Genomic DNA, 19499 nt, shown 5'->3' with positions numbered 1-19499 from the left:
AGTTTCCAATCAAAATTCGGTTGCTCACCTCATAAGACACTGCCATAATTTCTCTAGCCTAGTCTTGCGAGGGAAACGCCATGACACGTGCCTTACAACCCAAAAGCCTGGATGAACACCTATTTGGCGAAGGCCCCAAACGCATTCTTGCGCTTGATGGCGGCGGTGTCAGAGGTATCCTTACCTGCGGAATACTTGAACAAATAGAAGCTAAACTTGCTTCTCGTTTACCGGCTTCAGACCAAGCTAATTTCAGGCTTTGCCACTATTTTGATCTCATCGCCGGAACATCCACTGGCGGTATTATGGCCACATTATTAGCGCTCGGTTACAAAGTCAGCGAGATCAAAGCCCTCTATCGCACACTGGCCAGTGATGTATTTGGAGAAAAACGACACGGCATCATTGGTATGGTGCCCAAATTTGATTCTAAAAACCTCACGAAAGTCATCAATAAATGCTTTGCAGATTTCCTGATCAGCAAAGGGGAAGATCCACGCCAACCATTATTGTTGGGTTCCCCTCATCTGCAAACCGGCCTGATGATTTGCTCTAAACGAATTGATAAAGGTAGCCCGTGGATTTTAACAAACAACCCGAAATCCAAATACTGGCAATGGAATTCGCCGCACTGGCATGGATATTACAACGCAAATGGTGGTCCTGGGCCAGAGTACAAAGCCAATAGAGATTACATACTTCAAGAAGTGGTGCAGGCATCTGCATCTGCCCCGTTTTTCTTAAGTCCGGTTGAAAAACAAATTTCGTCAGAAGAAAAAGGATTGTTCTTTGATGGCGGCGTTAGCCCTCATAACAATCCAGCCATGCAGGCATTTTTAGTCGCGACATCCAAATGGCGAGACAATGCCAAACCTTGGCCAACATGGGATGGCGAACCCAAGTCTCCTTTCGGATTTGGATGGAAAACGGGCCCTGAAAACATTTCAGTCCTATCATTGGGAACAGGTGCCTTCCGTCCCACTTTCAGCGTAAAAGATTTCAAAGGAAAAATGGCAGGTTTAAAAGCTATTGACGCTTTACGCGGAATGATCCCGGACACATCCACAAACGGCCTCACTTGGCTGCAAGCCATGTCAGATCCAGCTTTTCCGATAAAGATCAATTCTGAACTCGGAGACATGGATGATCTTGGGATTATGAATGATGCCCTTCTCCACTTTCAACGGATCGACGTTGATTTGGATGAAGCTGCGCTAAAAGAACTTCTAGGAAGCGACTTATTCAATAGCGAAGATTTTTTAGGAAGCTTTGAGCGCAAAGGAGCTGACGGGCTTCTGTCTTCGTTACGAGCCCTTGAAAACTCAGCCACTACGAACATGAACCGTCTTCAAACTATTGGCGAACATGTCGGACAATATTGGTTTGGATTGGACCGATACGGCCGCAAACCTACACCGTCACGTGGTGATCCCAATGCTGATCCAGCTGCCTTGATTTTACCAGAACCCTTCAATCATTAAAAACATACTTTCCTATTTCGTGTATTTATGAAATAAGGCGCAGAAATCCAGAACTGGATAAACGGAGTCTGCGTATGAGTGTTCAAAAATGGGCAAAAGCCAGCCTTGGCTGTTTCTTGCTTTCCTGCAGTTTTACTTCTCATGCTCAAGCAGAAGCCCCTTTCCGGTTTAACAATTATCTACCTGATAATTTCAGCATTAGCGGCGAAACTCGTGCGCGCTATGAAACACTGGATGGACAGTTCAGGGCCGGAGGTTCTGGTAGCGATCAGATGCTACTCTTTCGAACGCTAGTACATGCAAAACTGGACACAGGCCCCATTATATTCGGCTTAGAACTGCAAGATAGCCGTACATATTTGGATGACAAAGATTCCCCGAACTCAAACTCCATCACTAACCCACTCGACATTCTGCAGCTCTACGCCCAATTCCAGACACCCGGATTGCTGGGCGCTGGCTCGGAAATGGATATCAAGCTTGGGCGTCAAACTGTTAGCATTGGTTCCAAGCGCCAGATTGAACGCGTCTCTTTTGCAAATGTGATCAAAGCCTATACCGGTGTTCACGCTATCTCTAAAAATGAACGCGGTGATGAACTGCACTTAGCCTATGTCGTCCCTATTGATCGCAACCCCGCCGACAAAGCCAACGACCTAAATGACAATGCTTTATCTGGTGACAGTGAAGAATGGGATCGTAGGATTTGGGGTGTTCATTATAGGCGTGCAGATTTCATCCCTTCAATCGCCAGCGATGTGTGGGGAGAAATCTTTGTTTACGGTCTCAATGAAGAAGACAATGAAATAACAGCCACACCAAATCGAGATTATGTAGGCCCTGGGTTTAGATTGTATCGTAAACCTAAAGCAAACCAATGGGATATGGATATAGAAGGCGTTTGGCGTACCGGATCACGTCGAGCCACCTCATTGTCCTCAGACACAACAGACCTTGATGTAGATGCCCAAATGTTATTCTCAGCTGTCGGATATACATTCGATGCGCCTTGGAAGCCGCGCCTAGCATTAGAGTATTACTATGCTTCAGGTGATGATGACCCAAATGATAATAAGTTTGACCAATATGAGCGTCTCTTTGGATCACGCCGGACTGATTTAAACAACACTTCCATTCATGGCCCCCTCACCCCGGCAAACCTATCCGCACCCGGTGCGCGCATTCAGGTAAAACCCAATGATCGGTGGGATGCACGCCTTGCCTATTCAGCAGCTTTCCTTGCTTCAGACACAGACAGTTGGGTGATCGCCAAGCAAAGAGATGTAACAGGTCAATCAGGCAACTTCATTGGCCACACACTTGACGGTCGCGCGCGGTATTGGGTTGTTCCTGAAAGTTTGCGTCTGGATTTGGGTGCCTCTCTCTTCCTGAAGGGCAACTTTGCAAAAAATGCTCCCAATGCATCTGATGAAGATCAAACCCTCTTTGGGTATTCAGCCCTGATATTTCATTTTTAAAACCATCAGGAAAAATTGCCTAAATCGACCATTTATATCCCACTTTTTCTTCGGAAAGAGCCCACAATTCTTTAGCTGCTTCTTCATCAAGCGCACATGGGTCCAAAGAACACTCTCCAACAGGCCCAACTGTTTCTGCTCTTTTTGTTGGACCATAAAACTTTTGAGATTCCAGCTCTTCTTCCGTCGCGCACATCACTTCTGGCCACGCCCCTCTTTCAGCGGACTGAGCAATAAGCGGTAATATGGTCCGGCTAAGTATTCGATCTCGTAAGCTAGCTGTTTCATTAATGAGATTAGTCCGCGACGCCCCGGGATGACAAACTTGAACTACCACTTCTTTTCTTGCGGCAGCCACTCGGCGCTGCAACTCATAACCAAATATCATTTGAGCTAGCTTGCTCTGTGCGTAAGAATTCCAGGCCGTATAATCTTGTTCATAGTTTATATCTTCAAATCGAATTCTTTTCTCACCCATTTTGTATCCTTGGCTACCAACCATAACGATACGACCAGATGATTTTTCGATGCATTCAAACAACAGGCTACATAGTAAAAAATGTCCCAAATGGTTCACGCCTAGCTGGCTTTCAAATCCATCGATGGTCAATGCCTTCTTAGCAATCTGAGCGATCGCTGCATTGCAGATGAGAGCATCAATTTGAGATGTTTTTCCAAGAAGATTAACCGCCGCTTCCCTTACCGATTGCAGTGAAGCCAAATCCAAAACGACCAGACTAACTTTTGCGTCTCTTCCAAATTCCCTGTGAAGCTCCGAAATTGCTACGTTTGATTTATCAATACTTCGATTCATCATAATAACGCTGGCACCTTTTTTCAAAAGTATTCGCGTCGCTTCAAAGCCGGCTCCTGAATTCGCCCCTGTAATTACATAAGTTTTGCCTTCGAGTGAACTTATACGATCTGGCGTCCAACCTCTGCGACCAAATTTGTTTGTCTTTTTCATTTTGCAACTCCAGCCAACCAAAGGGGGCTTCAATATAAGTTATTTAGTAATCTCAAAAGCAATTATGATCTCACAACCAGATTAAAACAGCCAAATTTGTCTTTAATACTTGCCTATTTGTATCGGTTTAATTGATTTTTGTATTATTCGGGTGCTAATATTTGATACATGAACAAACCATCGGTAAAGCAACTCATTGAACGTTTAATACCAAATCCCGGAATGTTTGGGATCGGTGTAAAAGGTGTTCAACTTTTTCACGTCATTGATTCCATCAGATGCGCTCCAGCGATTTATGAGCCTACAGTGATCGTAATTGTAAACGGTGAAAAAGAAGCGATTTTAGATGGTGAACATTATGTATATGACCACAGTAAATACATGTGTTGCCCCATTACGATGCCGGTCGAAGCAGGCACACCTAAAGCGTCAAAAAACAACCCACTTTTGGGCATTTCCATTTCATTAGATACAAAAATGCTCACTGAGCTTTCAATCGAAATGGAGACAACACCCAATAGCGTGCGTAAACAAATCAACACTTCAGTTGCTCCCAATCTCACTCTTGCAAATTGGGATAAACCATTCACCGAAGCTTTATATCGACTATTACAATTAACGGACAATACATCAGACATGGCGGTATTGGGACATGGACGATTGAGAGAGCTTTACTATGCCATTCTAAAAGGCCAAGCAGGTCATGCTATTAGGAGCGCCTATGGAGTGGGCAACCAAATTGCGCGTACAATTGAATTTCTTTCCACACGTTTAGACGAACAAATCACCATTGATGATATGGCAGAAAAAGCAGGGATGAGCCGCGCCGTATTTCATCGAAAATTTAAACATGCGACTAGAATGTCTCCCATTCAATTTATAAAATGTATGCGGTTAAATACAGCGGCTATGAATATCGCTAATGGCATGAATGTGAGTGAAGCTGCGATAGAGGTTGGATATGTCAGCTCTTCTCAGTTTAGCCGCGAGTTTAAAAGATTATATGGGCAATCGCCTAAGAATTGGCGAGAAACTCCTATATCTGATGCAATACGAATTTGAAACTTTACATGTAAAATCCCGTTCGGGATTTGCTTTATTCTCAAAGTATTCACTTGTTGTGAACCCATATCGCGCTTACATGGGTGTCTGGTGGTTTGCTGCGGCGTTTGTGTAGGGAAGTTATATTCCAGCGACCTTACATTTTCATTAGGGAGCTGGCTCTGGTCTGGATCGTGGTCCTAGCTATCTGGCGCCCACCTAGCTTGCTGGGTCGATGGGAATACACATGCCCCACGGCGACTGTGGCGCCACCTCAATAATTGCTGAATGGGAATTGATTTTGGCCTCTCCAACTGCTCAACAAAAAGATCTCCTCCGCGCCCACATGAAAGAAATTCGGGCTGAATCTGCCGCGCGAGATCCAGATGCAGCGGATAAATTAGCCAAACGTTTCCCGCTAAAACTGCTTGATCGTTTTGGCCCAGTGGTTGCTGGTTACCGCGCGATAAATGATGAGCTGGACCCCCTTCCTTTGTTAAACTGGCTCCGCCGTAAAGGTGCCAAAATCGTTCTACCCCGTGTGGAATCATCTGGGGAAATGACATTCCGCTTGCATGAAAAGCCCGAGGATCTCGTCAAAGGGCCGTTTGGACTATTACAACCAGCTTCTGATGCGATCGAAATTCGTCCAAAACTCGTGCTTGCTCCGCTGTTAGCATTCGATGCGCGAGGAACTCGCCTTGGATATGGAAAAGGGCATTATGATCGCGCCATTAAAGGATTGCGTGAAGAAGGCCCGTGCTTCTTTGTTGGGCTTGGATATGCACAACAACAAGTAGATGCTGTTCCTTCAGAGCCTCATGACATTGCTCTGGACTGGGCAGAAACACCCCATAATTCAGTGCCTTTGTTTTTAGCAAAAGCTGCTCCACAAAATCCAGAAAACTAGCGTTATACAGTCTTTCTACGGCCAAGCTATTCACTTTCACGGCACAAAAGCGTAACACCCACCGGTTCAAGCTTAGGGATACAAAATGCGTTTAGCTTTTTTCGGCGATATAATGGGTAAATCTGGCCGCGCAGTGGTCATGGATAATCTACCTGATGTCAAATTTGATCTTGGCCTCGATTTCGTTGTTGTAAACGGTGAAAACGCAGCCGGTGGTTTTGGCATGACCGAAAAAATCGCCAATGATATCTTCGATGCAGGTGCAGATTGTATAACTCTTGGCAATCATTCATGGGATCAGCGCGAAATGCTGACCTATATCGAACGCGAGCCCCGCATTATCCGCCCCTATAACTACCCGCAAGGATTAGATATTCCAGGCCGTGGTGCGCAACTCTACACACTTCCTGATGGACGCCGCGTATATGTGATCCAGATCCATGGCCGCGTATTTATGGATAGTTTAGACGACCCTTTCCAAGGCGCATTGCGCGCGCTTCAAGAAGCTCCGCTAGGCGTTGTCGCCGATGCAGTCATCATTGAAATGCATGCTGAAGCCACTTCTGAAAAAGCTTGCCTTGCACATTTTGTTGATGGGCAAGCTTCGCTTGTCGTGGGTGCACACACCCACATACCATCAGCTGATGCTCAAATTTATCCGGGTGGAACGGCATATCAAACCGATGCTGGCATGTGTGGTGATTACGACAGTGTGATCGGCATGAAAAAAGAAATCATCATCCAACGCCAAACTTCCCGCCTACCCAGCCCACGCATGGAACCAGCAGAAGGTCCGGGTACTATGTGTGGTGTTTTTGTAGAAACAGATGATGCAACAGGTCTTGCCACTCGCATCGAACCAATCCGCATTGGCGGTCGCCTTAAGGAAACCTTCCCTAAGGTCTGATGCAATTCAGATAAAAAAGTGCTTTCCTACTCGAAACATTATGAATTTCTCACTTGCGGCGATTCAGGCTCTGCGCTTTCATAGTTAATGTAGAGTTTTGCCAAATATGGCGCGGAGGGTCAGTGTGGCTAGCAATACCACAAATAGATTTGGTCGATTTTGGTCTTATCTCATGGGACAAGGTGCCAGCCTTGTCGCTCTGGCTGGTTTTATTGTCGTCTCTGTTATTGCGACTGCGATGGGTTTTTCAGACCTACGGATGGCTAACGCCGGCAAAACCTCCCTCTCTCTGACGGAAGCAGCTCCCATTTGGGGCATTACAGTATTTGTGGTTCTCACAATGGTTGCCGGCCTAAACGCTGCGCTCGGCGTTGGTATGAAACCCATCAAAGAGAAAGCTCATACTGGAGATCGAGAAACCGATGATAATGCTCCCATAAAAACATATTGGGGTCGCCTGTCTATTCGAGTTCTGGCATGCCTTTTCTATCTCTTCTTTGCATTTTGGTCTGTTGGTTTCGGATACGGTTTCTTTTGGAAAGAACTGGCCGGTGAAGAATTTACGCGTAACCAGTTCTCAGACGCCATCGAGCGTGTCTCGCAATCTGTTGATACGGCCAATGAGGCTTTAGCCACAGTGGAAACGTCCGTGATAAGTGCATCTTCTACCGCACGAGAACGTGCAGACGAGGAAGCTGCGCAAGGTGGCACATGCTCTAATCGTCCCGGCTCCATTCCCGGAGATGGCCCCCTCACCCGTGCACGATTTGCATTCGCCGATCGCGCGCAAGCACTAAGTGATGATGTCTCCGATCGATGGATTGGACGCCTCACCACAGACCGGACAATTCTTCAAAGACGTATCATCGCGCTTTCAAGCAACATCACACCCACAGGTGTATCTGACGAGAATGAAGCAGAATTACTTGCAAAACTCGCAAGGGCGTCTCGTTTATCCTCCGAAGAAAGAGAACGCGTCTTTACTCAAGTGTTTGATGACGCCCGTTCTTTCACCGCAAAAGCTAACGGGCTCAAAGCGTCCAATGCCGAATTGTTTGCAGGCCGTTTAGAGTCACTGGCTACGAATGTTGGCCCGTCTCCAAGCAATCCAAACCAACCAGATCCACAGCGTGTTGATGATGTATCGTACTGTTGGGACACAGTTCTTAATGAGAAACTCTTGGCATCAGCTCAATCACTGCGAACTATCAAGGATATGCCCGCACCGGAATTTGAATTCACAGAAGGCCCCAAGGCCACACGTGCGGCCTTTTTCAGCCTCGCCAAAGCAGCGACCCCTCCGTGGGGTAATAATGAAGCCAAAGGCATTCAGTTTGGCGAGAAAGAATTCATAGCTCTTTTTGCCAGTATAGCAGTGGACTTAGGAATCTTATTCCTAACCATTATTCGTGCAATGATGGAAAAGCGAACAAAAAAACGGGTTGCCAGACGCCCGCAGGTGTTGCGATTGGCTGATATTCAGCAGGCAAAAACGCGCGCATTAGATAGTGAAAGAAAGAAGTCTATTTAAGCGGTTTGGCTATAGGTTGTCCGCGCGAATAACCTCGAAATCCATCAAGCTTTTTATTATGCTCCTTCTTGAAAACGTAGTTTTCGCTCTCGGTAGAAACAAATACTTCGCCTTGATCTTGGTTTTGCGACGCGAGATTTTTTCCCGATAACAAAACCCCATGCCCGCGTGGCTGATCAGCAAACCAAGCTCCAACCCAAGTCAATACTTGGTCGCGTCCAACTCCAAAGCCGGCACGCTCCCCACTTATAAATTGCCCAGCATATTCTTGCTCTACACCTTTAAAAGTTTGAGTAAGCACACCAAACCCATGAGCGTCCACGCCGTCCGTTTCACCTTCATAGCAAATTTTGGTAACAAAATCATCGTCATCCCAAACTATCCGGCCCAGATACACCCCCCGATCATCTGGCTTAGTATGAGAGAAAAAACGCCCCATCTCTGTGCGTGCGCGCTCGGCAGCTAAATTTGCGCGACGTTGAGAATAACGCGCCGAAATAAAAGCTTGGCCCGCTTCATCCGTATAGTCTTGAGCCTCAACCAATCTTTTATATTCAATACCTGCATTATTTGCGAAATTTTGGACAAAGCGGCTATTGCGATCATATTCTTCTTGACGAACCCCTTCTTCGATTTGATCGAAGTCTAGGTCCATATCCAGCACATCATCGCCTTCTTCAAAGATTTGCTGCGCTCGGAAGGTAAGGCTCATCATCCCTATTTGACGGCCAATCACATGCAATAATGAGCTCCATTCTTTGGTGACGCCCGACATATCAGCTGTTGTGATCCTAAAAACACCCGTTGCAACATGCTTGGGAGGATCATTGTCCAAAACAACATACGAAGCTCCTTCAGCAGTTGAAGGGTCCATAATTGCAAAGGTTTCAGACTTTTTCCCTAGTAAAATCAAATCCGGTGGAAAATGTAACGAACTTTCGTCAATCTCTTCAGTTCTTACCTCCAGTCTACGCATCCAGGTCAGAAACTCATTTGTAAGCTCAAGGTCAGTTTCATCGCACATATATGTCAAAGGACGCGCAGTAGACATGATTTCACCTTTACAAAGAAAACTAAACGGGAGGATTAACCATCAGAAGAATCTAGGCTGAAACCACCTAATATGGCCAGCCCCGAATTCATGACAGGATTAAAAAACTCAGCTTTACATGCCTTGTCTTGGATTATTTGGTTCCAACGGCACACCTTCTGATGGGAGTTCAGCATTGTCAGCCTTGCGTACTGAATTTTTCTGATATCCATACTTTCTCAGCAACCCACGAAACTGGTTATAGCTTAGCCCCAAATGCTGCGCGGTGTTCTTTTGGTGTCCGCCACATGCTGCAAATGCATCATCTATAAGCCGCTGCTCAAAAGCTGCCGTTTGTTTTTCAAAATCAATTGGCGCGTGGGCAAGATGATGCTCAAGTGCCTCGCGGAGATAGTCAGTTTCCGCCAAATCTTGTGTTTTTTCATGAAGCTCGCCACCCAGCTCCATCGCTGGCCTAAACCCAGAAGCAAACGGATCAAGCGCGTCCATATTCAAATTTATAGGCAAATCAATTTCGTGAAGCGCTCTCATTGAAAGGTCGCGATAGACTGCACGTTCTGCCGTATTCTTCAGTTCGCGGACATTACCCGGCCAATCATGAGCCTTCAAAGCTGCAATCGCGCTGCGCGAAAACCCCGGAAAGACAAAATCTATTTCCCTCGCCATCCGAGAACCAAAAAATTCTGCTAGCTCAGCGATATCCTCACCACGCGCGCGCAATGGCGCAAGCGTTATCACATCAAAGGCCAATCGATCGAGCAAGTCAGCTCGAAACCGACCATCCCTTGCACGAGATGGCAAATCTACATTTGTCGCTCCTACGACGCGAACATCACACGTCAAGACATCCTCACCGCCGAGACGTTGAAACTCCCCATATTCAATGACGCGCAGTAATTTCTCCTGAACCTCCATGCTGGCAGTCGCAATCTCATCAAGGAAAAGCGTTCCTTTATCCGCCAACTCGAACCGACCCGCCCTACGTTTGGTCGCCCCAGTAAAAGCGCCCTGCTCATGACCAAACAGCTCAGAGTCCAGCAGGTCTTCAGAAAGCGCCGCGCAATTGACCTTCACAAATGGTCCATCCCATCGCTTAGACAGAAAGTGGATACGTTCTGCTATCAATTCTTTACCTGTCCCCCGCTCTCCAACGACAAGCAAGGGGCGATCAATCGGTGCCGCCAAGGACACGTGCTCTAAACTCTCCAACCATGCCGGAGATTGGCCAATTAATTCTGGTGCAGGTCTACTCATAATATGTATCTTATACACAATATGTATAAATTGTACATTTATATTTTGCACTATTTATACATACATATTAACCCACAGATCCATATTAAAATTATAAATTTAATAAAAACAACAATTTATAAAATTAACAAAAAACTGGCACAGCAGTTGCAAAGTACTTGGCATACACGGCGACACTAGGGGCCGCTAACAAATGGAGAATAAGCGCATGTACACTGAAAAGGATCACACAAATTCACCGACCGAGGACACACTTAAGCGAGTGGGCAACTGGCTTAAATCACGCCCAATTGAAAACTGGGGTTTCTTCGCTGCTGGTGTGATCTTAGCGCGTATCCTCTTTTAATTTTATCCCCGAAAAGGACACCGAAAATGGGAATTTTTTCTCGCTTTAGCGACATCATCAACTCAAACCTAAACGCCATGCTCGACAAGGCGGAAGACCCTGAAAAAATCGCGCGTCTTATCATTCAAGAAATGGAAGACACTCTAATTGAAGTTCGCACGGCTGCAGCCCGCACTATGGCCGACAAAAAAGAACTCAAGCGCGAAATTCGTGAATTCGAAACAGCCCGTGACGATTGGGCAAGCAAAGCAGAACTAGCGATTGAAAAAGATCGTGAAGACCTTGCTCGTGGCGCTCTTTCCGCAAAACAACGCGCTGAACGTGAAATCGAAGGCCGCAAATCAGCCCTTGCAGCCGTAGACGATGCAGCGGCCAAACGTCAGGACGATCTAGGTAAGCTTCAAGCTAAACTTGAAGAAGCCAAAACAAAACATCGCGCCCTTATGGTTCGCCGTGAAGCTGCTGAAGAACGCATCAAAGTTCGTTCACGCATCGACGATTCAAAAGTTGAAGATGCTCTACACCGCTATGCCGCTGTTGAACGTAAAGTGGATGAATTAGAAGCATATGCAGACACTTACGACATGAAAAGCAAAACTCTTGAAGACGAGTTTGCAGACCTTGAAGCAGAAGAAAGTGTCGAAAAAGAATTGAAAGCTTTGAAAGCACGCAAGAAGTCAGGGTCTGAAGAATAATGGATCAAGAATTCCTCATACCGATTGTCGCAATTCTATCAATTTTTGTGATCTTCCCCTGGATGTGCATGCACTACTTCACCATGTGGCGCAGCAATAAAGGCCTCTCCGCAGACGATGAGCGCATGCTCGAAGACCTTTGGCGGTCAGCCCGCAAAATGGAAAGACGCATAGAAACTATTGAAAGATTGGTTGAACCAGAGGGGCGCGACACAGACGCCCCACCACGCCGCAGACGAGACGATCTGCGCGATCTAGATGGCTAATCAATCTTCAACAGAAAGGAACAGTATTAAAATGGACGAGTATTCAAAATATAGAAACCCCAAGAGATTTTTCCGCCCAAAGAATGAACGTATTCTAGGAGGTGTTTGCTCAGGAATTGCTGAGCGCATGGGGTGGGATCCAACTTTGGTTCGTATCGCAGCGGTTGTCTCAATGGTCACAGGTGTATTTTCAGGAGTAGTCTTTATTGGATACCTCATCACCTGGGCAGTTACACCTAGTCGCCGCATACGCCGCGACCTTTCAGAAGAAGAAGCCAGCTTTTGGATGGGTGTTTCGGATAGACCAAAGGTAACACTATCCAATATTCGCTACAAATTCATGGACTTAGAAGACCGCATGCAAGGCATTGAAAAAGCCGTCACATCAGACGAATGGCGTCTTCGCAAACAATTTCGTGACCTAGAAAAAGGTTAGCAGACAAATTGAGGCCAGCCCGCCGGATCAATAAAACAAAATAAAGATCCGGTCGCGCTAAGGCCTTTTAGAGAGGGATTAGAATAATGTCACTTCAGTTTTCAACACGCATAATTGCCGCCGCTGGCTTGCTTGCAGCAGGATTTATTGGATTAGCTGCCGCAGCTCAAACCGGCGAAGTCAGCCTAAAAACTGCTGGTCTAGAATTGAAAATCTCTCACTCGAACACGAGTGAAGGTCAGGAAGTAGAAATCAATCAAGAGCAATGCCCACCTAATTGCCCTCTCTTCGATATCAATTGGAAAAAATACGCAGATACAACAAGCTTGAAATTTCTGCGTTAATCCTGAAGTATACTATAACTAACTTGCTGAAACCCATAGGAGAGACACACAATGGAAGATGGACAAATAATGGTTGTCCTTATCGTCGCAATCGTAATGATTGCCAGCATTATAAAAGCGAAAATCAGGGCTGAAGGCGGCGAAAATCTAAAGCACAGCAAGAAACACAGACGCGCCCAACAAAACGAACGCCTCGAACGAGATGAAGTTCTTTTCAAAATGAACGAACAATTGGACCGCATAACACAGCGTTTAGCCGCACTCGAAACAATTGTCACAGACGAAGATCGCGAACTTAAAAGAGAATTTCAGTCATTGAAATCAGATGTTTCACAATCTCGCCAGTCACTGAACTCTGAACGCTATTAGGAACTAAAATTATGGATGTATTTGTTTTTGTTGTTATTATTGTCGCGATTGGGTGCGGTACAGGTATTGTAACTTCCTATTTTGAAAGCAAAGCAAAATCAGGAAATGGCGCATCTGAAGCTCAATTAGCTGACATTGCTGCAAAGCTGGATAAAACAATCTCCCGCGTAGAAACGCTTGAAAAACTAGCTTTAGATAGCGACCAGCACCTGAAACGAGAATTCAGCAAATTGTAAGGACTACACTTATGGACGTATTCACCTTTATTCTGCTGGCCGTGACAATCGTTTTCACAATTATTGGGATCACTTCATATTTTGAAACCAAAGTGAAGGCAGGCAGCCAAGTCACTGAAAAGCAGTTTCAAGAAATCTCAGATAAACTAGATATCGCTCTATCTCGTATCGAAACTTTAGAACGCCTTGCTACTGATGAAAATGAAGCGCTAAAGCGTAGATTCAAAGATATAAAGAAGAGCGCTTAAATTTCCAACTTACTCTTTCTTAGCTCGTTTAAGTGTTCGCATGTAAAAACGAGCTGGTGACAATAACTCCCGCCCCCCACGCCCTGTCGGTAATGGCTCATCAAAAATTTCAGCCGCAATGTATTGAGCCAAAAACGGTGCCCAGGTCAGCCCCCGCGATCCCAATCCACCAGCTACATATACGCCCTTCTGATAAGGTGCTCTCCCAGTATTTAGTCGTCGCCCGGTTCGCAAATCCTCGCCATACATCTTTTTGTATTTCTCGAAATCGGGCACCCGCCCGACAATAGGCAATTGATCGTTTGTGACTGCCCTTACTGCCGTGCGTGATTGCAATTCCAAATCTGAAACGTTTATCTCAGGCGCAATCTCCGCAACAGCTTTTATGTTTTTCTCTCTAGCTGATTGGGATAGTTCGGGGACATCATTCTCGCAATCCTCATACGTTGCTCCGAACACAAGCGTCTCATCTGCCCCAACTATGTAATGCCCCTTTGAACGCGCGAGCGCAGATACTGATGTATTTGCATACTCCAGCTGACCACCTCGCCCACGCAATGGCACTCCCTCCGGAGACGTGAGATGCTTGATGCCCAACCCTGACGCTAGAATAACCAAATCCGCATCAATATCGTTTAGATCTGAAACCGACACACCCCACTCAACCTCAATATTTGAGAGCAATTGCTTCCTTAGATCTGCAGGCTTTACTGCCACGCCGCCCTTATACTTTAAGCCTTCACCATTCAGCAAAACACCCAACAACCCATCATCAAATGGAGGATCTTCAATCACACGTCTCTGACGTTGTTCTTCTGTCTCCGAATTGGCAAAATGCTCAACATCTACAAACCATGCGTGATCCGGGAATTGCCTGTAAAAACGACGAGCAGCCAAATAGGCATCAATTAATAATCTTGCTTGCGGTGTATCGGCCCCATCCAATCGAGGAGCCACCAACCCCAGCGGATTAGCTGAAGCGCCTTCCTCAACAGAATTGGCTTGATCTAATACTCTGACATCACAGCCACGCTGTTTGAACGCATGCGCTAGACATGCCCCCATGATGCCAGCCCCGACAATTGCAACGCTTTGAGGAGCAGCTTCTTGGCAATCTAAAAGTAAGGGGTCAGCCTCCTTTTCTAAATTCGCAGGCTTACCCTTAAAAATAGCCTCTAAACGTTCGCGTTTTTTGCCAAACCCCGGTTGTTTAGAAACCTCAAAGCCAGCTTCACTGAGAGAGCGACGCACATGACCAGCCACCGTATAAGTGCCTATCAGCGCCCCTTCAGAAGAGTGACGCCCTACCTGCATCATGACATCACTCGACCACATGGCGGGGTTCTTAGCGGGTGAGAACCCATCAAGGAACCAAGCATCCGCTTCAAATTTCGCATTTTGCAAGGCTGGCAGAATTTCATCTTGATGTAGGATCAAGGACATCCCATTCCCCAAATCCAACCTTTGCACACCTCGGGCACGCTCAGGCCAATTCGATAGAAGAATCTCTGCTTCTTCAGCCAATTCAGACCAAGCTTTTAGAGCTGATCTCGCACTATCCACATGCATCAACCGCCCTTCAAAACTGACAACATGAAGCTTGGCCTTTTGAGACGGTCTATATTCCCTCCACAGCTTAATAAGCGCGACAATATTCAGCCCTGTTCCAAAACCGAGCTCAGCAATGGTAAAGTCACCCTGCCCTTGCCATCGTTCAGGCAATCCACATCCGCGAAAAAACACTTCCCGTGTTTCCTCTAACCCATTGGAAACACTAAAATACACATCATCATTGATTTGGTCGCGCGGCACACCGTCTTCACCCCATTCCAGATCGGGACGCGGAGGCAATCGGCTGATTTTTTGCTTGGGTTTATCATTCATGCAGATACAAATACGCCGCCCCAACCAAACTGGCGAGACGGCGCGCTGAATTTATTTTAGTTTTGTTTAAACCTCAGGAGCTGCACTCAATGCTTCTTCCATCTGTGTAAACGTTGGCTGCAGAGCTGTTGGAATAGAACCACGCCCTAGCTCAACTGAAATTTGAGCCGCATTTCCGTGAAGATGAGATACAAGCACATCTTTAATAATCTTGTAGAACTGACCTTCTTCTTCCAGCACTTCACCCATACGAGCAGCAAATGGACCAACAATACCGTACGCGATAAAAATCCCTAGAAATGTACCCACAAGCGCCGAACCAATCAATTTACCAAGATATTCTGGCGGCTGAGAGATCGCACCCATTGTTTTAATAATACCAAGCACCGCCGCAACAATTCCTAGCGCCGGAAACGCATCCGCAAGGTTCTGAACCGCATGCGCTGCACCATGTGCCTCATGGTGGTGCTTTTCAATTTGTTTTTCTATGGCGTCTTCCACCTGATGCGGATCTTCCATATTCATCGTCATCATTCGAAGCGTGTCACATATCAGATCACACGCGAAATGATCCTTCAGAATTTTCGGATAATTCTGGAAAATATTGGAATCCTTGGGGTTTTCAATGTGCGGCTCAATGGCCACCACCCCCTTGGTTTTCATTGTTTTGGTTAAGACAAACAATAAAGCGAGAAGATCTGAATAATCTTGCGCCTTCCATTTAGGGCCAGAACAAGCTTTACCAAAACCACCCAACGCCCCTTTAATTGTACCCATAGAGTTAGAAATTAGAAAAGAACCAACACCAGCCCCACCAATCATCATCATCTCGAATGGTGCAGCCTTAATAATAACGTCGAATGTACCCCCGGCGAGCGCAAAGCCACCAAAAACCATCCCAAACACGACCAACAGGCCTACGATCTGAAACATAAGAGATATCCACCAATAGGTTTAACTTCATTTGATACCTTTATGCCCTGTTATCCTTAATGTTACGTGTGACCATTCAAAAAAACAGACGCATTAAATTAGGATTTGCTTCACAACATTTCCTCATTTCGTTCATCTGCGGTTGTGTTGTGTACCCGTATTTTTGGTTAATTCGAGTTAAAAAAGCGCCGCAAACTGCGGAATGACCTAGAAAATGACACAAGCATACTCTATCAACGTCCATTAGATGTAATCGCCTGACAGAGTATACGATGAATGGGGAGCCCCCGATGAGAAAACTGATTATTGCTACAAGCTTGACCTGCCTTCTATCAGCACCAGCTTTTGCAAATGTTGGTAGTTGTGAAAAACCAACCGAACTCTCAGTACCCGCAAATGTTGATCAGCTTTCATTTGAAGAATTTCAATCACTACACGCTCAAGGCCAAAGCTATATGAGCAATGCTCGTGACTATTTGAAATGTCTAGATGGCATCATCTACTCTACTGTACCCGAAGACCCAATCGTGTCGAAAGCCGGTAAGGCGCACAGCACATATGGCGAAGAATGGGGAATTGTTTGGGGCCAATTAAACTTGGCATGCGTAAACTGGGAAGTAGCGCACGGCACACAATTCCCAGGCGGGTGCCAACCTCAAAACCCGACTGCCGGCTAATTCCCCCTTAGCCACCACGCGAACTTGACCTCCATGAGGCCATCACCTAAACACACGGTGTTCATACGGAGATTTTATGTCCTAGGTCTGCTGGCAGGAATAGTCCTGCCCACACAAGCTTCACACCTAATTGCTGCATCACTGGTGCAGTGGTGTTTGTCTTGTTTCGAAATCAAAAGCAAAACCTCCACCCGTTAAGTCGGTGTGGAACATTAGGACATTCCGAAATTGATTAGAGAGTTTAAAGCTTCTGACACAGAAGCCCTCATTAACGTTTGGCGTCGCGCAAGCGACATTGCGCACCCTTTTCTAAGTAGCGCTTTTTTAGATAGCCAAGTACCAGCTTTACGCGACATATATTTTCCAAACGCGGAAACATGGACTGTAGAAGTAAATGCCCGCCCTGTTGGTTTCGTAGCTCTCATCGGCTCTGAAATCGGTGGTCTTTTCTTAGATCCTGACATCCAAAGGTCAGGCTGGGGCCACAAAATGGTCAATCACGCTTCAGCACTTAAGGGTGATCTACAGGTGGAAGTATTTGAAAAAAACAACATTGGTCGAAGTTTTTACAACCAATATGGCTTTGTCGAAACGCATCGCTTCATACACGAGCTAACTGGAGAAACGACAATTAAAATGCACTTTAAAACAAACTAAAAATGCAAAAGAAAAGGCGCGCCCAGTCGTGCGCCTTTTCACTTTATATTCTAGTCCTAACCACGTGCAGCAGATTTTACAGCTGAAAGCATCTGTGTTGTAGGGAAACCATCCGCCATTAAATTGCGGTCTTTCTGAAAACTCTGAAGTGCTCCGCGAGTTCCTCGCCCCGCTATCCCATCAACTGGACCTGCTTTATACCCCATACTATTGAGAGCGGCCTGCATCTCCTTAATCTGAGATTTTGAAAGCATTTTGATATGTGTCGGCCAAGCTTTTGTCAGCTCAGGACGCCCAGCAAGTTTATCAGCCAACAACCCAACCGAAAGCGCATAGCTATCTGCGTTGTTATAGGCTTTGATGACATAAAAATTGTCAAACAACAGGAAAGCAGGACCGTAAGAACCCGCTGGTAAAAAAAGTTCCGCTTTCAAGTTTGGGTTTGCAGCTCTTCCGCCTTCAATCTTGAGACCCAAGGCTTGCCAAATTTCAACTTTTCTCTTTGTTCCATCTGCTAAGCCATAATTTACATTTGGCGGCAGAGAAACTTCCAGTGCCCAAGGCTGCCCACGTTTCCACCCAGAAGCCTCGAGATAATTTCCAGCAGACGCCAATGCATCCGCTTGCGAATTCCACACATCTTTACGACCATCACCATCTCCATCTCGCCCATGAGCAAGGAAAGTTGACGGCATAAATTGAGTTTGACCAAAAGCACCAGCCCAACTGGACTTTTTCAATTGATCGCGAGTTACAATGCCCTGCTCGATCAATTTAAAAGTCGATAATAATTGGTTTTCACCAAATTTCGTTCTGCGGCCTGTATATGCAAGAGTCGCCAACTGGCGCACAGCATCGCTACTCCCCAGAATCCGGCCATAACTAGTTTCCATGCCCCAGATCGACGTGAGTATTTCACGAGGCGGCGCATAACGAGCTTCAATTGTGTTAAAAAGACCTGACGTCTCTGTGAGTTTCTTTTTTCCAAAAGACACACGGTTTGGATGCGTGGCCGAAGCGACATAATCCCAAATCGGCTTCACAAATTCCGCCTGATCCTCACCAATTGCCTGCGCCTTTATGACTTCAATCGGTACAACGCTTTGCAGAACGCTATGAACAATCCCCACATTATGCCCAGCATTTGCAGCTCTCTGAGCGAACTTAGTTCGCCAGCTATCAAACTTAGCATTTCCAGAAGAAATGAAAACTGGGACCTTCACATCAGCATTTGGAGAGGGATCTGGTGCCGGAGAAGTTGGCGGCACTGGTGAAGGAACCTCAGGAACTGGCAGATTTGGAAAGTCTGCCGGCAAAGGAAGCTCATCAGCTGCACACGCAGTAAGAGCAACCAACATAATACTCGTCGTACTGAGCCAATTAAACGAACGCGCCACACAATTCTCCAATCCGTTTTGAAGTGATCAAATCAGTCTTAACCATGATTACATCAACTCGCCATCAATTCTTGCATGACGAATGTGTTATTTTCCAAGCAAATTACGCGACATAGCACAGAATTTTCACATGGAAGCTGAATCATCGTTGACATAATATGGATATAGCGAGTATGTACCGCGCTCGAATTTTATATACCAACGCTCACGGCGCTCTTTTATGGGGCCGCAGAAAGCTAGAAGAACGATGAAAGTTAGAAGCTCTCTTAAGTCTCTTAAGAACCGCCACAAAGACTGTAAAGTTGTGCGCCGTAAAGGTCGCGTATACGTGATCAACAAAACAGACCCACGTTTCAAAGCGAAACAAGGCTAGTTTTACAAGGACACAAGC

23 protein-coding genes and 1 other RNA gene are annotated in these 19499 nt (G+C 46.0%); 18 read left to right on the top strand and 6 right to left on the bottom strand.

Annotated elements, in window-relative coordinates:
* Nucleotides 1–80: 80 nt before the first annotated feature.
* Together F551_RS0111005 and F551_RS0111000 are read left to right on the top strand one after the other, a co-directional pair.
* Nucleotides 81–1481, top strand: a complete 1401-nt coding sequence (locus F551_RS0111005) for a patatin-like phospholipase family protein (protein ID WP_018997569.1) — start codon at nucleotides 81–83, stop codon at nucleotides 1479–1481.
* 74 nt (nucleotides 1482–1555) lie between these two features.
* On the top strand, nucleotides 1556–2959 hold the full coding sequence (locus F551_RS0111000) for an alginate export family protein (protein WP_018997568.1): 1404 nt from the start codon (nucleotides 1556–1558) through the stop codon (nucleotides 2957–2959).
* 19 nt (nucleotides 2960–2978) lie between these two features.
* Here the strand turns inward: F551_RS0111000 and F551_RS0110995 are convergent, their stop codons facing one another.
* Complete coding sequence (locus tag F551_RS0110995; RefSeq protein WP_018997567.1) at nucleotides 2979–3926, bottom strand: SDR family oxidoreductase; 948 nt, start codon at nucleotides 3924–3926, stop codon at nucleotides 2979–2981.
* Nucleotides 3927–4094: 168 nt separating this feature from the next.
* Between F551_RS0110995 and F551_RS0110990 the strand changes: the two genes are divergently transcribed.
* The 5 genes from F551_RS0110990 to F551_RS0110975 all read left to right on the top strand — a co-directional run bounded on the left by F551_RS0110990 (nucleotide 4095) and on the right by F551_RS0110975 (nucleotide 8315).
* On the top strand, nucleotides 4095–4988 hold the full coding sequence (locus F551_RS0110990; protein ID WP_018997566.1) for an AraC family transcriptional regulator: 894 nt from the start codon (nucleotides 4095–4097) through the stop codon (nucleotides 4986–4988).
* A gap of 92 nt (nucleotides 4989–5080) precedes the next feature.
* Nucleotides 5081–5241: non-coding RNA, 6S RNA (ssrS, locus tag F551_RS17310), on the top strand.
* Between the two features lie 27 nt (nucleotides 5242–5268).
* On the top strand, nucleotides 5269–5877 hold the full coding sequence (locus F551_RS0110985; RefSeq protein ID WP_033404988.1) for a 5-formyltetrahydrofolate cyclo-ligase: 609 nt from the start codon (nucleotides 5269–5271) through the stop codon (nucleotides 5875–5877).
* 85 nt (nucleotides 5878–5962) lie between these two features.
* Nucleotides 5963–6784 (top strand): TIGR00282 family metallophosphoesterase, encoded by an 822-nt coding sequence (locus F551_RS0110980; RefSeq protein ID WP_018997563.1) that lies wholly within the window; start codon nucleotides 5963–5965, stop codon nucleotides 6782–6784.
* 124 nt (nucleotides 6785–6908) lie between these two features.
* A complete protein-coding gene (locus F551_RS0110975) occupies nucleotides 6909–8315 on the top strand; it encodes a hypothetical protein (RefSeq protein ID WP_018997562.1) in 1407 nt (468 codons plus the stop codon).
* On the opposite strand, the gene F551_RS0110970 is transcribed toward F551_RS0110975, so the two are convergent.
* Both F551_RS0110970 and pspF read right to left on the bottom strand, forming a co-directional pair.
* Nucleotides 8308–9366 carry an MORN repeat-containing protein gene (locus F551_RS0110970; protein ID WP_018997561.1) on the bottom strand — a complete coding sequence of 353 codons (1059 nt, stop codon included), beginning with the start codon at nucleotides 9364–9366 and terminating at the stop codon, nucleotides 8308–8310. The two genes, F551_RS0110975 and F551_RS0110970, sit on opposite strands and share 8 nt — an antisense overlap.
* A 114-nt stretch (nucleotides 9367–9480) precedes the next feature.
* Nucleotides 9481–10620: a phage shock protein operon transcriptional activator gene (gene pspF, locus F551_RS0110965; protein WP_018997560.1), complete on the bottom strand. Its 1140-nt coding sequence runs from the start codon at nucleotides 10618–10620 to the stop codon at nucleotides 9481–9483.
* Nucleotides 10621–10828: 208 nt separating this feature from the next.
* On the opposite strand from pspF, the gene F551_RS17445 reads away from it, so the two are divergent.
* The 8 genes from F551_RS17445 (at nucleotide 10829) to F551_RS0110925 (ending at nucleotide 13560) form a co-directional block, all read left to right on the top strand.
* Complete coding sequence (locus F551_RS17445) at nucleotides 10829–10966, top strand: hypothetical protein (protein WP_169334133.1); 138 nt, start codon at nucleotides 10829–10831, stop codon at nucleotides 10964–10966.
* A gap of 26 nt (nucleotides 10967–10992) precedes the next feature.
* Entirely contained in the window at nucleotides 10993–11661 is a 669-nt protein-coding gene (pspA, locus tag F551_RS0110955; protein WP_018997558.1) for a phage shock protein PspA, read from the top strand.
* Entirely contained in the window at nucleotides 11661–11927 is a 267-nt protein-coding gene (pspB, locus tag F551_RS0110950; protein WP_018997557.1) for an envelope stress response membrane protein PspB, read from the top strand. Before pspA ends, pspB begins: the two co-directional genes overlap by 1 nt.
* Nucleotides 11928–11958: 31 nt before the next feature.
* The gene (locus F551_RS0110945; protein ID WP_033404985.1) at nucleotides 11959–12363 is read left to right on the top strand and encodes a PspC domain-containing protein; all 405 of its coding nucleotides are present in this window, start codon (nucleotides 11959–11961) and stop codon (nucleotides 12361–12363) included.
* An 86-nt stretch (nucleotides 12364–12449) separates the two neighbouring features.
* Nucleotides 12450–12707 carry a hypothetical protein gene (locus F551_RS0110940; RefSeq protein ID WP_018997555.1) on the top strand — a complete coding sequence of 86 codons (258 nt, stop codon included), beginning with the start codon at nucleotides 12450–12452 and terminating at the stop codon, nucleotides 12705–12707.
* Between the two features lie 51 nt (nucleotides 12708–12758).
* Nucleotides 12759–13076, top strand: a complete 318-nt coding sequence (locus tag F551_RS0110935; protein ID WP_018997554.1) for a hypothetical protein — start codon at nucleotides 12759–12761, stop codon at nucleotides 13074–13076.
* A gap of 11 nt (nucleotides 13077–13087) precedes the next feature.
* Entirely contained in the window at nucleotides 13088–13312 is a 225-nt protein-coding gene (locus F551_RS0110930) for a hypothetical protein (protein ID WP_018997553.1), read from the top strand.
* An 11-nt stretch (nucleotides 13313–13323) separates the two neighbouring features.
* Nucleotides 13324–13560 (top strand): hypothetical protein, encoded by a 237-nt coding sequence (locus F551_RS0110925; protein ID WP_018997552.1) that lies wholly within the window; start codon nucleotides 13324–13326, stop codon nucleotides 13558–13560.
* A 9-nt stretch (nucleotides 13561–13569) separates the two neighbouring features.
* On the opposite strand, the gene mnmC is transcribed toward F551_RS0110925, so the two are convergent.
* The gene (gene mnmC / locus F551_RS0110920; RefSeq protein WP_018997551.1) at nucleotides 13570–15444 is read right to left on the bottom strand and encodes an FAD-dependent 5-carboxymethylaminomethyl-2-thiouridine(34) oxidoreductase MnmC; all 1875 of its coding nucleotides are present in this window, start codon (nucleotides 15442–15444) and stop codon (nucleotides 13570–13572) included.
* 66 nt (nucleotides 15445–15510) lie between these two features.
* The gene (gene motA / locus F551_RS0110915) at nucleotides 15511–16377 is read right to left on the bottom strand and encodes a flagellar motor stator protein MotA (protein WP_018997550.1); all 867 of its coding nucleotides are present in this window, start codon (nucleotides 16375–16377) and stop codon (nucleotides 15511–15513) included.
* Between the two features lie 290 nt (nucleotides 16378–16667).
* Between motA and F551_RS0110910 the strand changes: the two genes are divergently transcribed.
* Complete coding sequence (locus F551_RS0110910; protein ID WP_018997549.1) at nucleotides 16668–17054, top strand: hypothetical protein; 387 nt, start codon at nucleotides 16668–16670, stop codon at nucleotides 17052–17054.
* A gap of 228 nt (nucleotides 17055–17282) precedes the next feature.
* Complete coding sequence (locus F551_RS0110905; protein WP_018997548.1) at nucleotides 17283–17711, top strand: GNAT family N-acetyltransferase; 429 nt, start codon at nucleotides 17283–17285, stop codon at nucleotides 17709–17711.
* A 56-nt stretch (nucleotides 17712–17767) separates the two neighbouring features.
* Here the strand turns inward: F551_RS0110905 and F551_RS0110900 are convergent, their stop codons facing one another.
* Nucleotides 17768–19108 carry a lytic murein transglycosylase gene (locus F551_RS0110900; protein WP_233355240.1) on the bottom strand — a complete coding sequence of 447 codons (1341 nt, stop codon included), beginning with the start codon at nucleotides 19106–19108 and terminating at the stop codon, nucleotides 17768–17770.
* 247 nt (nucleotides 19109–19355) lie between these two features.
* Here F551_RS0110900 and ykgO point away from each other — a divergent pair, with 247 nt between their 5' ends.
* Entirely contained in the window at nucleotides 19356–19481 is a 126-nt protein-coding gene (ykgO, locus tag F551_RS0110895) for a type B 50S ribosomal protein L36 (protein WP_015828757.1), read from the top strand.
* Nucleotides 19482–19499 lie beyond the last annotated feature (18 nt).

The sequence above is a fragment of the Hirschia maritima DSM 19733 genome, assembly GCF_000378345.1.
GTDB classification, from domain to species: Bacteria; Pseudomonadota; Alphaproteobacteria; order Caulobacterales; family Hyphomonadaceae; genus Hirschia; species Hirschia maritima.
The sequence above is the reverse complement of the archived record's forward strand: the minus strand, read 5'-3'. Positions and strand labels throughout refer to the sequence as shown.

Bases quoted from the DNA above. Each gene is read 5' to 3' on its own strand.
- F551_RS0111005 (WP_018997569.1), top strand. From the start codon at position 81: ATGACACGTGCCTTACAACCCAAAAGCCTGGATGAACACCTATTTGGC.
- F551_RS0111000 (WP_018997568.1), top strand. From the start codon at position 1,556: ATGAGTGTTCAAAAATGGGCAAAAGCCAGCCTTGGCTGTTTCTTGCTT.
- F551_RS0110995 (WP_018997567.1), bottom strand. From the start codon at position 3,926: ATGAAAAAGACAAACAAATTTGGTCGCAGAGGTTGGACGCCAGATCGT.
- F551_RS0110990 (WP_018997566.1), top strand. From the start codon at position 4,095: ATGAACAAACCATCGGTAAAGCAACTCATTGAACGTTTAATACCAAAT.
- F551_RS0110980 (WP_018997563.1), top strand. From the start codon at position 5,963: ATGCGTTTAGCTTTTTTCGGCGATATAATGGGTAAATCTGGCCGCGCA.
- F551_RS0110970 (WP_018997561.1), bottom strand. From the start codon at position 9,366: ATGTCTACTGCGCGTCCTTTGACATATATGTGCGATGAAACTGACCTT.
- pspF (WP_018997560.1), bottom strand. From the start codon at position 10,620: ATGAGTAGACCTGCACCAGAATTAATTGGCCAATCTCCGGCATGGTTG.
- F551_RS17445 (WP_169334133.1), top strand. From the start codon at position 10,829: ATGTACACTGAAAAGGATCACACAAATTCACCGACCGAGGACACACTT.
- pspA (WP_018997558.1), top strand. From the start codon at position 10,993: ATGGGAATTTTTTCTCGCTTTAGCGACATCATCAACTCAAACCTAAAC.
- pspB (WP_018997557.1), top strand. From the start codon at position 11,661: ATGGATCAAGAATTCCTCATACCGATTGTCGCAATTCTATCAATTTTT.
- F551_RS0110945 (WP_033404985.1), top strand. From the start codon at position 11,959: ATGGACGAGTATTCAAAATATAGAAACCCCAAGAGATTTTTCCGCCCA.
- F551_RS0110940 (WP_018997555.1), top strand. From the start codon at position 12,450: ATGTCACTTCAGTTTTCAACACGCATAATTGCCGCCGCTGGCTTGCTT.
- F551_RS0110935 (WP_018997554.1), top strand. From the start codon at position 12,759: ATGGAAGATGGACAAATAATGGTTGTCCTTATCGTCGCAATCGTAATG.
- F551_RS0110930 (WP_018997553.1), top strand. From the start codon at position 13,088: ATGGATGTATTTGTTTTTGTTGTTATTATTGTCGCGATTGGGTGCGGT.
- F551_RS0110925 (WP_018997552.1), top strand. From the start codon at position 13,324: ATGGACGTATTCACCTTTATTCTGCTGGCCGTGACAATCGTTTTCACA.
- mnmC (WP_018997551.1), bottom strand. From the start codon at position 15,444: ATGAATGATAAACCCAAGCAAAAAATCAGCCGATTGCCTCCGCGTCCC.
- motA (WP_018997550.1), bottom strand. From the start codon at position 16,377: ATGTTTCAGATCGTAGGCCTGTTGGTCGTGTTTGGGATGGTTTTTGGT.
- F551_RS0110910 (WP_018997549.1), top strand. From the start codon at position 16,668: ATGAGAAAACTGATTATTGCTACAAGCTTGACCTGCCTTCTATCAGCA.
- ykgO (WP_015828757.1), top strand. From the start codon at position 19,356: ATGAAAGTTAGAAGCTCTCTTAAGTCTCTTAAGAACCGCCACAAAGAC.